Annotated in this window: 12 protein-coding genes and 1 riboswitch; of the genes, 5 read left to right on the top strand and 7 right to left on the bottom strand. The window is 59.1% G+C overall.

All coding sequences use genetic code 11. The features are described from left to right. Positions 1 to 11: 11 nt before the first annotated feature. From ACXAIC_RS18745 to ACXAIC_RS18735, 3 genes are all read right to left on the bottom strand, one after another. Positions 12 to 1,040: a coiled-coil domain-containing protein gene (locus tag ACXAIC_RS18745; RefSeq protein ID WP_475183705.1), complete on the bottom strand. Its 1,029-nt coding sequence runs from the start codon at positions 1,038 to 1,040 to the stop codon at positions 12 to 14. Positions 1,041 to 1,288: 248 nt separating this feature from the next. Beyond that, complete coding sequence (locus tag ACXAIC_RS18740) at positions 1,289 to 1,843, bottom strand: YigZ family protein (RefSeq protein ID WP_475183702.1); 555 nt, start codon at positions 1,841 to 1,843, stop codon at positions 1,289 to 1,291. 6 nt (positions 1,844 to 1,849) lie between these two features. Further along, complete coding sequence (locus tag ACXAIC_RS18735) at positions 1,850 to 2,986, bottom strand: 2'-deoxycytidine 5'-triphosphate deaminase (RefSeq protein WP_475183699.1); 1,137 nt, start codon at positions 2,984 to 2,986, stop codon at positions 1,850 to 1,852. 130 nt (positions 2,987 to 3,116) lie between these two features. Beyond that, positions 3,117 to 3,196: riboswitch (SAM riboswitch) on the top strand. A gap of 45 nt (positions 3,197 to 3,241) precedes the next feature. On the opposite strand from ACXAIC_RS18735, the gene ACXAIC_RS18730 reads away from it, so the two are divergent. Next, a complete protein-coding gene (locus tag ACXAIC_RS18730; RefSeq protein ID WP_475183698.1) occupies positions 3,242 to 4,441 on the top strand; it encodes an O-succinylhomoserine sulfhydrylase in 1,200 nt (399 codons plus the stop codon). A gap of 172 nt (positions 4,442 to 4,613) precedes the next feature. Then, the gene (locus ACXAIC_RS18725) at positions 4,614 to 5,390 is read left to right on the top strand and encodes a Stf0 family sulfotransferase (protein ID WP_475183696.1); all 777 of its coding nucleotides are present in this window, start codon (positions 4,614 to 4,616) and stop codon (positions 5,388 to 5,390) included. Between the two features lie 8 nt (positions 5,391 to 5,398). Here the strand turns inward: ACXAIC_RS18725 and ACXAIC_RS18720 are convergent, their stop codons facing one another. Continuing rightward, positions 5,399 to 6,019 (bottom strand): LysE family translocator, encoded by a 621-nt coding sequence (locus ACXAIC_RS18720; RefSeq protein WP_475183693.1) that lies wholly within the window; start codon positions 6,017 to 6,019, stop codon positions 5,399 to 5,401. A gap of 129 nt (positions 6,020 to 6,148) precedes the next feature. On the opposite strand from ACXAIC_RS18720, the gene ACXAIC_RS18715 reads away from it, so the two are divergent. Continuing rightward, complete coding sequence (locus tag ACXAIC_RS18715; RefSeq protein ID WP_475183692.1) at positions 6,149 to 7,012, top strand: LysR substrate-binding domain-containing protein; 864 nt, start codon at positions 6,149 to 6,151, stop codon at positions 7,010 to 7,012. 16 nt (positions 7,013 to 7,028) lie between these two features. Here the strand turns inward: ACXAIC_RS18715 and ACXAIC_RS18710 are convergent, their stop codons facing one another. Beyond that, positions 7,029 to 7,646, bottom strand: a complete 618-nt coding sequence (locus ACXAIC_RS18710; RefSeq protein ID WP_475183690.1) for a CDP-alcohol phosphatidyltransferase family protein — start codon at positions 7,644 to 7,646, stop codon at positions 7,029 to 7,031. 182 nt (positions 7,647 to 7,828) lie between these two features. Here ACXAIC_RS18710 and apaG point away from each other — a divergent pair, with 182 nt between their 5' ends. Continuing rightward, complete coding sequence (gene apaG / locus ACXAIC_RS18705; RefSeq protein WP_475183688.1) at positions 7,829 to 8,230, top strand: Co2+/Mg2+ efflux protein ApaG; 402 nt, start codon at positions 7,829 to 7,831, stop codon at positions 8,228 to 8,230. A gap of 305 nt (positions 8,231 to 8,535) precedes the next feature. Here apaG and ACXAIC_RS18700 read toward each other — a convergent pair whose 3' ends face one another. Then, positions 8,536 to 8,907 (bottom strand): tellurite resistance TerB family protein, encoded by a 372-nt coding sequence (locus tag ACXAIC_RS18700; protein WP_475183719.1) that lies wholly within the window; start codon positions 8,905 to 8,907, stop codon positions 8,536 to 8,538. 254 nt (positions 8,908 to 9,161) lie between these two features. On the opposite strand from ACXAIC_RS18700, the gene ACXAIC_RS18695 reads away from it, so the two are divergent. Beyond that, a complete protein-coding gene (locus tag ACXAIC_RS18695; protein WP_475183686.1) occupies positions 9,162 to 10,820 on the top strand; it encodes a lysine--tRNA ligase in 1,659 nt (552 codons plus the stop codon). Positions 10,821 to 10,967: 147 nt separating this feature from the next. Here the strand turns inward: ACXAIC_RS18695 and ACXAIC_RS18690 are convergent, their stop codons facing one another. Further along, the gene (locus tag ACXAIC_RS18690; RefSeq protein ID WP_475183684.1) at positions 10,968 to 12,923 is read right to left on the bottom strand and encodes a vWA domain-containing protein; all 1,956 of its coding nucleotides are present in this window, start codon (positions 12,921 to 12,923) and stop codon (positions 10,968 to 10,970) included. Between the last annotated feature and the right edge of the window lie 136 nt (positions 12,924 to 13,059).

Here is a 13,059-nt window from a genome sequence, read left to right as displayed (position 1 = left end):
CATCAACGAACTCATGCCTTGGTGTTACGCTGCAAAAGCAGCGTAACAGAGCGCGCCGCCGCCATGAAGACCGGCTTCACCGGGCGGACACGTTCAATCAGGCTGGGCAGGGATTTCAAGATGAACCAGCCGATGGTGAGGAAAGCCAGCAGCATGGCGCCGGTCAGGAACCAGTCATTGTAGAAATTGAAGATCGCAATGGTGGTGCCAAATGCCAGGCACAGCGTCAGCGCATCATAAATCAGGGTGCCGAGACGGACCGGAAAGCTCCGGTTCCGGTTGCTGCCGATCAGCGCCAGCACAAGGCGCCGGGTGAGGCGGGACACCAGGATCACTGCCACAAAGGCAAAGAGGCCGATAAAGAAGTTGCGGCCCCTGTCACTGAAAAACGAGGTGAAAGCCCGGCTGGCCACGTCACCGGGGTCGACCTTCTGGTCCTGCCGGGCGCGCAATTGCTGGCCGAGCGTTGTGGACTGATCCTCCGCCAGGATCAGCCGTGTTTGCCAGTCCTTGAGGATCAGCTCCAGCCGTTTGCGAAGGGCGCTGTCTTCAGGGGTGCGGGCAATCATCGGCTTGAGACGCGCAATCGCGGTCTTGGCCTGATCCGTCGCTTCGCCGGCTGTCAGCAAGGCACGCTTTAACTGCTCGATCTCACGGGCATTTTCCGTTGCCGACTTGAGGGTCCAGACAAAGGGGCGGACCAGTTCTTCCAGTTCGTCCTGCAGCTCGAATGGTTTATCCGCCGGGTCCAGATCGCTGGTGGACATGCCGGTGGCCAGGCCGATCAGCTGGTTTTCCAGCTTTGCGATCTCCAGATTGATGACCTTGAGCCGTTCTCCCAGATCGGTCCGGTCGATATCGGTGCCGGCCTCCTCGATGGCTTTGCGCAACTCTGCGGCGGCCTCCTGCTTGATCTTCTGGGCTTCCAGAATGCTCTCGATGGCCTTCAGGGACGTTGCGATCTCGTCGCTGGCCTGTGCGGACGGGGCCGGGCGCGAAGATGGCTGGGTCTGCGCAAGCGCGGCGGGAGACAGGGTCAAGAGAAGCGTCAAATGAAGCATTGCAGCAAGACTGCGCAGCAGGGGCGGAGGCAGAAGGGACGGGAACGTCCACCGGTCCTGTCCGGTGTTCGAAGGCCCGGCGCTGGGGAGCGTGCGCTCAAAATATCTGAAACATGTTCGTGATGTCTGCAAAGCCCTGATCTCTGATTCCGCTGCATGGAGAGCGTGAGCATAGTCACAGTTGGAGACCCGTAAAAGACACAGTCGAGGGGAAACCCAGGCCGGGTTCAGCCCACCAGCTGGCTGATGCGGTCCTCCGGTCCTTCCACGCTCAAGGTCACTCCGGTTTCGGTATAGTGCCGGGCGGTCACCGTCAGGCCGAGGGTGCCGATCTGGCGTTCCAGATCGGACGCCGAGGCGAAGCTGGCGCTGAGCGTCCGTGTCAGAATCTTTTGGAACAGCACCAGCTCTGCGCTGTTGATCGCGTCCTGGGCCGCCCCCGAATAGGCCCGGGCCAGGCCGCCGCCGCCCAGTTTCGTGCCGCCGAAATAGCGCACGATCAGCACGCCGCAATTGATCAGTCCAGCCCCTTGCAGAACCCGCAAGGTCGGCATGCCGGAGGTCCCGGCGGGTTCGCCGTCATCCTTGCCGCTTTCCTCGATCCGGCCGTCTTCCAGAAGGCGCCGGTGGGCGCTGACCACATGATTGGCCTTGCGGTGGTCCTTGCGCAGCTCCTCAAGACGCGGCTCAAACAGCTCTATCGGCACCAGATGCGCCAGAAAACGGGATTTCCGGTCCTCCAGAAAGCCTTCGAATTCGCGTGTAACGGTCTTGAAAGCCATGCAGGATCAGGCAGAGGCCTTGAAGTGTTTCGACAGTTTCAAAGCCTGGCCCTGATAGTTGGAGCCGATCCCCTCGCCATAGAGGCTGGCAGGCCGTTCAGCCATGTGCTCATAGACGAGGCGGCCGATGGTCTGGCCGTGTTCCACAAGGAAAGGCACATCATGGGAGCGGACCTCCAGCACCGCCCGTGAGCCGATGCCGCCGGCGCCCGCATGGCCGAAACCGGGGTCAAAGAACCCGGCATAGTGCACGCGGAACTCGCCCACCAGAGGATCGAACGGCACCATCTCGGCGGCAAAATCCGGCGGCACATGGACCGCCTCCTGGCTGACCAGAATATAAAACGCATCCGGGTCCAGGATAAGCTCCGCCTTCTGGCGCCGGTAGACCGGCTCCCAGAAGTCGAGCGGGTGCTGCGCGCCGACCACATCCACATCAATCAGGCCGGAATGGTGTTTGGCGCGGTAGCCGATCAGGCTGTCCGGGCCGCCGCCCTCCAGATCGATGGAGAGCTGAACCCCGCCGCCAATGCGTTCATTGCCGCCGCTCATAAGCGTGTGCGTCTTGTGCACCTCTTCCAGTTTTTCATCGGCAATCAGCGTGTGCCCGCGCCGGAAGCGGATCTGGCTGAGGCGCGAGCCGCTGCGGGCCAGGATCGGAAAGGTAAGGGGGGAAATTTCCGCATAAAGCGGTCCGTGATAGCCCGCAGGCACCGTGTCGAAGGCATGGCCATGGTCGGTGATGACCCGGGTGAAGACATCCAGCCGCCCGGTGGAGCTTTTCGGATTGGCTGTTGCCGAAATATCCGCCGCCAGCGCCAGGCTTTCCTGCAGCGGCACGATATAGACGCAGCCGGTTTCCAGAACCGCGCCCTCTTTCAGGTCAACCGTATGCAGTTTCAGGGCGTCCAGGCGGCCTGCAACCGTGCTGTCCGGGCCGGGCAGGAAACTGGCGCGCACCCGGTAGGCGACCTGGCCGAGGCGAAGATCGAGGCTGGCGGGTTGAACCTGCCCGTCGACCGGCGGTTCGGCGGCCGTGATTTCTCCGGCGGCAAACATCTCGTGAATGATGCGTTCCGGCAGAATACCGTCCGCCTCCAGAGTTGCGCTGCCCGCCAGGGCCTGCCCCGCTGTCGCGTTCATTGAAAGGTCCTATTTGATCATCAATCTGGAATCCTTAAAGGATGGCGCCGCCAACGCCAACCGTGTTTGTCGCCTGCCCGGGCGATTTCGCGCAGGATGATTGACCCGGCAGCGCTTTTCCCTTAGGACACAGAGATTGTGTGGTGATTTGGGCCGGCCGGCTTGCAGCCACGTTAAACAACTTGCTAAAAAGGCCGGAGGTGCAAACCCCGGTCCTGCGGCTGGGGTTTTTTGCGTTTGGAGCGATGGAACAAGATGACTGAGACCACCAAAACCGGAAACAAGACGTGGCGTCCGGCAACCTCGCTGGTGCATGGCGGCACCGTGCGCTCCCCCTTTGGTGAGACCTCAGAAGCCATGTATTTGACCCAGGGCTTTGTCTATGACACGGCCGAGGCAGCTGAAGCCCGCTTCAATGGCGAGGATCCGGGCTTTGTCTATTCGCGCTATGCCAACCCGACCGTTTCCATGTTTGAAGACCGGATCAAGGCGCTGGAAGGGGCGGAAGCGGCCCGGGGCACGGCCAGTGGCATGGCGGCCGTCAATCTGGCCCTGATGGCTTCCGTAAAGGCGGGAGATCATGTGGTGGCCGCCAAGGCCCTGTTCGGCTCCTGCCGCTATATCTGCGAAACCCTGCTGCCGCGCTTCGGCGTGGAGAGCACGCTCGTGGACGGCACGGATCTGGACCAGTGGAAGGCGGCAGTGAAACCCAACACAAAGGCGCTGTTCCTGGAAAGCCCGACCAATCCGACCCTGGAGGTGATCGACATTGCCGCTGTTGCCGGGATCGCAAAAACGGCCGGTGCACGGCTGATTGTCGACAATGTGTTTGCAACGCCGCTTTTTCAGTCCCCGCTGCAGCTGGGCGCCGACGTTGTGGTCTATTCCGCGACCAAACATATTGATGGTCAGGGCCGCTGTCTCGGCGGTGTGATCCTGTCCGGCGAGGAATGGATCGCCGACGAGGTGATGCCCTTTGTCAAGCATACCGGCCCACATATGAGCCCGTTCAATGCCTGGGTGCTGATGAAAGGGCTGGAGACGCTCCCCCTTCGTGTCGCCCGGCAGACGGAAACCGCTGGCCAGATCGCGGACTTTTTGGCCGGCCAAGCCAAGGTGAAGCAGCTCATCTATCCGGGCCGGGACGACCATCCTCAAGCTGACATTGTCAAACGGCAGATGCGCGGCGGGTCCACCATGTTGGCCGTGGAAATCGAGGGCGGCAAGGAGGCTGCTTTCCGCTTCACCAATGCGCTGGAGGTCATCCGGCTATCCAACAATCTGGGCGATGCCAAGAGCCTGATCACCCATCCGGCGACGACAACCCATCAGTCCATCGGGGACGAGGCCCGTGCAGAACTGGGCATCAGCGACGGCATGCTACGCCTGTCTGTCGGCTTGGAAGATCCACTGGATCTTCTGGAAGATGTCGAAAAGGCTCTGGGCGCGATTTGATCCCGGATCCGCACAGGGGCTCCGGATTTCTGCGAATTAGACCAGCAGGTTGAAGTGAATTCGAGCTGCTTAATCTTGTTTTTTAAGGTGAAGATCGAAACATAACCGATTAAAATTATTTCAAAAACAAGGTTAAGAGCCAGCATCCTCTTTAGGCAAGTGAACGAAAATCATGTCCAGTACGCATGGAGCTGCCTATCAGGCCTTTGTCATCTGCACCTCGCCGCGCAGCGGCAGCACGCTGTTGTGCAAGCTGCTGGCGGCGACAGGAAAGGCAGGCAATCCAAAATCCTATTTTCACGACAACAGTCTTGACGAGTGGCAGGACTATCTCGGACTTGGCGGGCAGAGCTATGCCAGCGGCCGGGACCGGCTGACAGCGCTCTTGGAGGCGGCACGCGATCAGGGCAGGGCGGGCACCAGCCTCTTCGGGCTCCGGTTGCAGGGCAAGAGCTTTGCCTATTTTACCGGGCAGCTCAAAACCCTTTTTCCCGATCTGGCGACCCACGCGGCCCGCATTGAAGCTGCTTTTGGCAAGACACTGTTCATTCATCTGACCCGGAAGGACAAGGTCGCCCAGGCAGTGTCCTTTGTGAAGGCGAGCCAGAGCGGGCTCTGGCACAAGGCGCCGGACGGGTCCGAACTGGAAAGACTGTCGCCGCCCCGCGAACTGGCCTATGACCCGGACCTGATCCGGCTGCATCTGGACCAGATGACCCGGTATGATGTGGCCTGGAACCGCTGGTTCCAAGAGGAGGGCCTTCAGCCGCTGCGGATCTCCTATGATGCGCTGTCGTCCGACCCGGAACAGGTCCTCACCACGATCTTTGACCGTCTTGGCCTTGATCCGGACGGCGCACGGGGCATCGAACTGCCGGTCGCCAAACTGTCGGATGAGGTCAACCGGGACTGGATCGATCGGTTCCGGGCAGATCAGTGTGACCGCTGAAACTTAAGTCAGGAGACTTTCGCAACCAGGCCCATGGCCCCGGCTGCTGCGGCGAGCGTTGCGCTGCCGATACGGCTCATGAGCTGCGGATGGTTCTGCAGAAAACCAAGAGCGCGTTTTGCGCCAAGCGCATAGAGCATTACGAACATAAGATCGAGCACGGCAATCGTCGGGCACATGGTCAAAAGCTGGCCAGCCAAGGGGATCTGTGTGTCGAGAAACTGCGGAAAGAAGGCCGTGAAAAACACGAGTGCTTTTGGGTTCGCTGCGGCAACCAAAAAGCCGGAGACGTAGAGCTTGAAAGCACTGGCCGCATGCGGAACGGCAGGGATTTCCCTCTTGGCTGATGAGGTCCTGTACATTCGAAAGCTCATGAACAGCAACACTGCAACACCGCTCCACTTGATTGTTTGAAAGGCCAGCTCGGATCTGGTGATAACAAAACCCAGACCTGCAGCCACAATCAGCATCTGGATCGCGTTTGCAGAAATGTCTCCAAGGGCTGTGAAGACCGTCTTGCGCGGACCGTAATTTAGGGAATGCACCATCGCCAGAAGAATGCTCGGGCCAGGGGTTATGGTAAGGACGAGAGAGGTGGCGGCAAAGGCCAGCCAGGCTTGAAGCGTCATTTTCGGAGAGTCCCGGAAAAGGTTGGTATCGGTGAAGGCCCGGAGGCCAATGGCAGGAGTCTCAGAATTGAATTGGATAAAAAAATAACTTGAAGTTATAGTTTCGCTATGTCCGTTCCTGATATTTCAATGACAGTCGCCCGTGCACTCGGTCTCGTCCAGCGATATGGCAGCGTTTCAGAGGCTGCGCGGGTTTTGGGGGTCAGTCAGCCCGCGATAAGCAAGGGTATAGCTCAGCTTGAGCTCTCTCTCGGAATGCCGCTGCTGGTACGTGGAACGCGTCCACTGAGCCTTACCGATGAAGGCATGGCTCTGTCTGACTACGCTGATCGAGCAGATCAACTGCAGCAGCAGGTTCTCAAGCAACTGGAAGACCTCAAAAGTTTTAGAAGCGGCACTGTGCGCCTTGGGTCTTTCGGATCTTCGGCGTCATTCCAGATCCTTCCGGGTATCTTATCGGCTTTCGCAAGGGTGTTTCCGGGGATCAATGTCGAAATTATGGAATTCCCCGATGAACAGCTTGCCCAATGCCTGGAAGACGGACTGGTTGATCTGGCAATCATGTCGCTTCCAGAGGATGAAGAACTCGAAATTGCCTCCGTAACTACCGACAGGCTTGTTGCGCTTGTTGCGGAACATCATAGTCTGGCAATGCACGACACTGTAACGCCTTCGGATTTGGCAAGGTTCCCGTTTATTTTGACCAAAGGTGGCAGTGGTCCGCTGGTCGAGCGATGGTTCGCAGCCTTGGGAGTGGTGCCGCGGGTGGCGCATACAATCCTTCAGATCAATTCAATCATTGCCCTTGTTGAAGCGGATTTGGGAGTTTCAGTTATTGCAGAACAAGCTCTGCCAAAACATTTGGGGCGATGCAGGATTCTCGGCCTGCAGCCAGAGGTTCCGCGCAGTTTCGGTTTTGTGCGAAAGGCGATAGCCGCACGGTCTTTCGCAGCGGAGCAATTCTGGAAATTTTGTTCTCAGAATCCGATTTGACCTAAGAGCAAGAAACTCAAGTCAGTTTTCCAGAAAACAATTTTACACCAGTCAGCACCCGCGCAAATGCGGAAACAAAACAGATCGCGGCAAAACCCCAGGCGAGCACGGGGAACCAGACGGGAAACAGCGCCATCAAGAGGAAAAGCGCAATGGTTTCCGTGCCCTCGGCAAGGCCGTTCAGATAGTAAAGCGATTTTGCACCCTGCTTTTCTGTCTCAAGACCCCGCCTTTCTGCCATGATGGCAAAGGCCAGAAAGGCGGAGCCGTTGGCATAGAAGCTGCAAAGAAGGGCTGCGGCAGGCAGGGCGTTCTGTTCCGGAGCATTGATGGCAAAGGCAAGTGGAATGGCGCCGTAGAAAAAGAAATCCAGCGTGATGTCCAGATAGCCGCCAAGGTCGGTCTTCCGGGTCGCCCGGGCAACGGCTCCGTCCAGGCCATCGGCCAGACGGTTGAGGGCGATCAGAACACAGCCGAGCAAGGGGAAGCCTGCGGCAATGGCAAGGGCGGCGCCGAGGCCAAACGCAAAACCGGTCACAGTGACGCTGTTCGGACCGATCCCGGCCCGGGCCAACTGGCGGCCCAGAGCGTTCAAAGGGGGATCGATCAAGGGGCGGATACGCGCATCAAACACGGGCAGGATCCATCAGTTGGGCAGTGCCGGCACTCTTTCGGGGGACCCGGCTTTGCGGAAAGCGTGTTGTAAATGCAAAAACATTCACAAAATCACAAGCGGGTCTCTTTCACGCTTATGTCATTCGCCCTATAAGCCCTCGGGAAGTTGCGGATCACCGCGCCAGTCTTGAAGGAACAACCGTGTCAGGCAGCTATAGCGCCATTACGCAAGGGATCGAAGTCTCTGTCGAGCCGTTTTATCTGGACGATGAGTCGAAACCGGAACAGTGCGAATTTATCTGGGCCTATATGATCGAGATCCACAATGGCGGCGAAGAACCGGTTCAGCTCAAGACCCGCTACTGGCAGATCACCGATGGGCTGGGGCGGCTGGCTGAAGTCCGCGGCGAGGGGGTCGTCGGGGAACAGCCGGTGATCGAGCCTGGAGAGACGTTTGAATATTCCTCCCAATGCCCGCTGGCAACCGACAATGGCATCATGGCCGGCTCCTATGCCATGGAACGGCCGGACGGAACCCTGTTTGATGTTACAATTCCGGCCTTCTCGCTCGATCTGCCCGATGCGATCCGCAGCCTGAACTGATACCCCCCTAGTGTGGTGAAGTTGAAATACGCTTCACTTTAGCAGAAACCGCCGAAGCGTATTTCAAATTCGAAAACCATACTAGAAACATGACCTTGCTAGTCACCTTCTTGACGCTGAAGTTCGTTCGGAGCGTGCCGGGAGATGTGACGAACTTCAGAGTCAGGTGACTAGCCCGATAGGCCGCTATCAGGTGAGAAGGGTAGGAGCTTTGGGGCCGCCAGCGCCAAAATAAAACCGGGGCCGCCCGCGTTCATCGAACGGGACGGCCTCTTTGGAGACAAAATGCTTCGCTCTGTCCGAGGTCAGACCGTACGGTGGCGGGCAATCGCACCGCGCTCAATGGCGGCGACGGTCAGCTTGTCCAGCTCAAACCGGTCCCGCAGCATCTGGAGGAGGCGCAGCTCCTCCTTTTCCACGTGCAGATCGGCGGCCGCCACCTCGACGGCGAGTGCATAGGCGGTGTCATAGAGCTTGGGTGGCAGCACATCGCCCACCAGCTCCAGAACCAGGCCAAGGCCGTTTTCTTCCTGAAGAATATCGCCGCAGCGCTGGGCGGCCGGAATGATCTTGTTGCTGTCATACTGGTCGAATACCGGCAACATCTTGATCATGTCTCCGATCGTGGCCAGTTCGTTGTCCGTCATCGCATTGTCTGAGGCAGACACGATCACCATCACGTAGATGAGGGCTTCCTGAACGCTGATCGGTTCATTGTTAGACACTATGCACTCTCCGCACGCCTTCATGGATTCTAGTCGAAAGACCGGTGTAAAGGGTTGGCACCAAAGCTTCAAGTCACGGGCTTGCGACATTTGATTGACTGTTGCGCCCGGCTTTTCTAGTGTCGCGCCGCATCATCCAGGCCGGGTGTTCCGGGCCAGACAGGATGGTTTGCCTTCATCCCAAGCTTAAAGAATGAAACTCGAACATGACCGACCAATCCCTGCCTTCGCTTGACCTTTCGCAAGAGTTTGTCGAGGCGGCCGCCAAATCGAAAGCGTGGCCGTTTGAAGAAGCGCGAAAACTGGTCAAACGCATCGGCAAGCGGGATCCGGAAAAACCGGTTCTGTTCGAGACCGGCTATGGCCCGTCCGGCCTGCCCCATATCGGCACCTTTGGCGAAGTGTTGCGCACGACCATGGTGCGCACGGCCTTCCGCCTGTTGACGGAAGACAAGATCCCGACCCGGCTTTTGTGCTTTTCCGACGACATGGATGGCATGCGCAAGATCCCGGAAAATGTTCCGGACAGAGCGGCGCTGGAACCGTATCTGCAGATGCCCCTCAGTGCCGTGCCGAACCCGTTTGGCGGTGATTATGACAGCTTTGGCGCCCATAACAATGCCATGCTGCGCCGGTTCCTCGACACGTTTGGCTTCGACTACGAGTTTGCCAGCGCGACGGACTATTACAAATCCGGCAAGTTTGATGACGTGCTGATCAAGGCGACGGAAAAGTACCAGAAGATCATGGACGTCATGCTGCCGACCCTTGGGGAAGAGAGGCAGGCGACCTATTCGCCGTTCCTGCCGATTTCGCCGTCTTCCGGCAGGGTGCTCTATGTGCCGATGAAATCCGTCAACCCAGCGGAAGGCACGATCACCTTTGACGACGAAACCGGAGAGGAGATCACGCTGCCGGTGACCGGCGGCAATGTGAAGCTGCAATGGAAGCCGGATTTCGGCATGCGCTGGGCCGCGCTTGATGTTGATTTTGAAATGTTCGGCAAGGACCACCAGACCAATGCGCCTATCTATGACAAGATCTGCACGATTCTGGGCGGCAAGGCGCCGGAGCATTTTGTCTATGAGCTGTTCCTGGACGAAAAGGGCGAGAAGATCTCCAAGTCCAAGGGCAATGGCCTGACCATTGACGAATGGTTGACCTATGCCTCGCCGGAAAGCCTGGCGCTCTACAATTACCAGAAGCCGAAAACAGCGAAGAAGCTCTATTTCGACGTCATCCCAAAGGCGGTGGACGAGTATTTCACCTTTGCCCAGAAATACGAGCAGATGCCGGTGGAGCAGAAGCTGCAGAACCCGGCCTGGCACATTCATTCCGGCAATATTCCGAAGATCGACCTGCCAGTGCCCTTTGCCATGCTGCTGAACCTGGTGTCCGCGTCCAATGCAGACAGCAAGGACGTGCTCTGGGCGTTCATTTCGCGCTACGCACCGGGGGTCACCGCAGAAAGCCATCCGGAACTGGATGCGCTGGTCGGCTATGCGATCCGCTATTTTGAGGACTTCGTCAAACCGGCGAAGTCCTTCAAGGTGCCGGATGAGATTGAGCGTACGGCGCTGGAACAGCTGGATGCCAAACTGGCCGAATTGCCAGCAGGTGCCGATGGCGCGGCCATTCAGGACGGGGTTCTGGATGTGGCCCGGGCGATCGAGCGCTATCAGGACCCGAACAAGAAGGGCCCCGATGGTGGTCCGGGCGTGTCTGTCGCCTGGTTCTCGGCCCTTTATCAGCTGCTTCTGGGCCAGGAAAAGGGCCCGCGCTTTGGCTCCTTCGTCGCGCTTTACGGGATTGACGAAACCCGTGAGATGATCCGCAAGGCGCTTGCGGGCGACTTGGCGGCGTAACGGAAAAGCAGCCGGAAGGCCGGGTCAGGGCGCCTTGAATTGGGCTGCGCTGTTCGAAAATCGGCGGAGGAAGCCTCTCCGCCGTTTTGTCTGTTAGTCAGCCTGCCGCTCGGCCAAACGGCTCAGCCAAGACAGACGCATTCATTGTCAGTTTTCTGCAAAGCTGGCCAGTTTGAGCAGGGAGACAAACTCCGCCCTGTAGCCGAGCGTGTCGGAACCCTTGTTGGCATCTGCCAGATCCACCGCATCGCGGGTGGACCAGTTGCCCAGATAGCTTGACCCGTTCAGGATCTGGCCAAATCCGGCGACCGAGGCCGCAAAGAGGCTTTCGCCAGCCGGGATGTCCGATGAGGCCAGGGTCACCGGTGTGCTGATCAGACGGCTCTTGCTTTCCCCGGGCAGCTTGTAGCGCAGTTTGACAAAGGCAAGCTCGTCCTCAAAGCCGGACCCGGCAGCGGAGGCAGGCTCTTTCCCGCCCGTCTGGTAGCGCAGTTTGTCGAGCCGGACAGCAGGTGATCCGGCGGGGGTAATCTCATATAGGGCGGTGACGGTATGGCCGGCGCCAATATCGCCTGCATCCACCTTGTCATTGTTGAAATCCTCCCGTTTCAGGGCGCGGGTTTCATAGCCGATCAACCGGTATTCGGCGACTGTTGCAGGGTTGAATTCCACCTGGATTTTCACATCCTTGGCAATGGTCATCACCGAGCCGGTGATCCCCTCGACCAGGACCTTGCGGGCTTCGGCAAGGGAGTCGATATAGGCCGCGACCCCATTGCCGTTCTGCGCCAGTGTCTGCATGAGCGCGTCATTGTAATTGCCCCGGCCAAAGCCCAGGATGGACAGGGCAATGCCCGATTTAGCCTGGTTCGTAATGTAGTGCTTCAAGGCGCCGATGTCCGACAGACCCACATTGAAGTCCCCGTCGGTGGCCAGCAGGATCCGCGCGTGGCCACCCTCTTCCCGCATCGTGTCTGCAAGGGCATAGGCTTCCCTTAGGCCCGCATGGCCGGCGGTCCGGCCGCCCGGCCGCAGGGCGTTTACCGCCTGAATAATGGCCTTGCTGCTGGCAATGGAGGTCGGCTCCAGCGCCACCCCGGCCGTTCCGGCATAGGTCACGATGGCCACCGTGTCCTGATCCCGCAGTGTGGAGACCAGCAGCCGGAACGCCTGTTGAAGCAGCGGCAATTTGTTGGGCTCGCCCATAGATCCTGACGTGTCGATGAGAAAGACGAGATGCTGCGGCGGCAGGTTCTCAAGCGGCACGCGATAGCCCTGCAGGCCAATCTGCAGCAATTTCGTGTCCGCATTCCATGGGGTGTCGATGACCGAGATATTGGTGGAGAAGGGCTCTTCCCTGGTCTCCGGCTGCGGATAGGCATAGTCGAAATAGTTGATCATTTCTTCCGGCCGCACGGCTGCAGGGACCGGAAGCAAACCGTTGACCAGTTTGTTGCGCACAAACGCGTAGGAGGCTGTGTCCACATCCACCGAGAAGGTCGACACCGGGGCATCGGCAGTGCTCTTGACCGGATTGCTTTCGGCCTGCGGAAACCGTTCCCGGTCCGGGGTCTGCCCCAGTGGGCTCTGTGTGAGCGTGCCCGTGCCTACCGGTGCAGCTTGCGGTTTGAAGCGCTCAATCTCTTTTGCGGAAAAACGGGTGCCGCCGGAGAGCCGGTAAACCTCCTGTTTCCTGGGTTCGGCCGACGGGGCTGTCGCTGAAAGCCGGTCTGTCACCGGCCTTTGCTGGATCGCTGTCAGGGCCTGGTCCCGCGCCTGCTCCCGGTCCTGAGGCCGGGACAGGTCCGGCCCGGCAGACGCTGCCATTCCTTCCGCTGGAAGGGGCTCCGGGGAGGCGGGAACCTTTTCGGTTCTGGACGCCTTGCCCTCTGCCAGAACCGGGGCGCTCTCCAGGAAGGTTCCCGGTTTCGGCGCGCTCCGGGGCGGGAGCTGGGCCGCAAACTCCTGCTGGCCAACAAGATAGTGGGTCTCACCATCCAGAAACTTGGACAAGGGGCCTGAGGCCACAAAGGCGGTCACAAGGACCACCGCACACAGGCAAAAGATGCTGAGGAGAAGTGCACGGCCGCGGTTTAAAATCATGATGTACCCCTTTGATCGCCGTCGGACAGGCCGCCTCACACGGTCTGCGGACGCGAGCGTCTTGTCAGGGAGATCATCAGGTCTTCTTTCGCATGCTGTCCGCGTGAGCCTCGAACGCGAAGGGCGAAGAGCAAAC

This window comes from Roseibium sp. AWQ4_254 (assembly GCF_056161025.1).
The sequence above is the reverse complement of the archived record's forward strand: the minus strand, read 5'-3'. Positions and strand labels throughout refer to the sequence as shown.

Bases quoted from the DNA above. Each gene is read 5' to 3' on its own strand.
- ACXAIC_RS18695 (WP_475183686.1), top strand. From the start codon at position 9,162: ATGACCGACCAATCCCTGCCTTCGCTTGACCTTTCGCAAGAGTTTGTC.
- ACXAIC_RS18740 (WP_475183702.1), bottom strand. From the start codon at position 1,843: ATGGCTTTCAAGACCGTTACACGCGAATTCGAAGGCTTTCTGGAGGAC.
- ACXAIC_RS18700 (WP_475183719.1), bottom strand. From the start codon at position 8,907: ATGGTGATCGTGTCTGCCTCAGACAATGCGATGACGGACAACGAACTG.
- ACXAIC_RS18715 (WP_475183692.1), top strand. From the start codon at position 6,149: ATGACAGTCGCCCGTGCACTCGGTCTCGTCCAGCGATATGGCAGCGTT.
- ACXAIC_RS18735 (WP_475183699.1), bottom strand. From the start codon at position 2,986: ATGAACGCGACAGCGGGGCAGGCCCTGGCGGGCAGCGCAACTCTGGAG.
- ACXAIC_RS18730 (WP_475183698.1), top strand. From the start codon at position 3,242: ATGACTGAGACCACCAAAACCGGAAACAAGACGTGGCGTCCGGCAACC.
- ACXAIC_RS18720 (WP_475183693.1), bottom strand. From the start codon at position 6,019: ATGACGCTTCAAGCCTGGCTGGCCTTTGCCGCCACCTCTCTCGTCCTT.
- ACXAIC_RS18725 (WP_475183696.1), top strand. From the start codon at position 4,614: ATGTCCAGTACGCATGGAGCTGCCTATCAGGCCTTTGTCATCTGCACC.
- ACXAIC_RS18690 (WP_475183684.1), bottom strand. From the start codon at position 12,923: ATGATTTTAAACCGCGGCCGTGCACTTCTCCTCAGCATCTTTTGCCTG.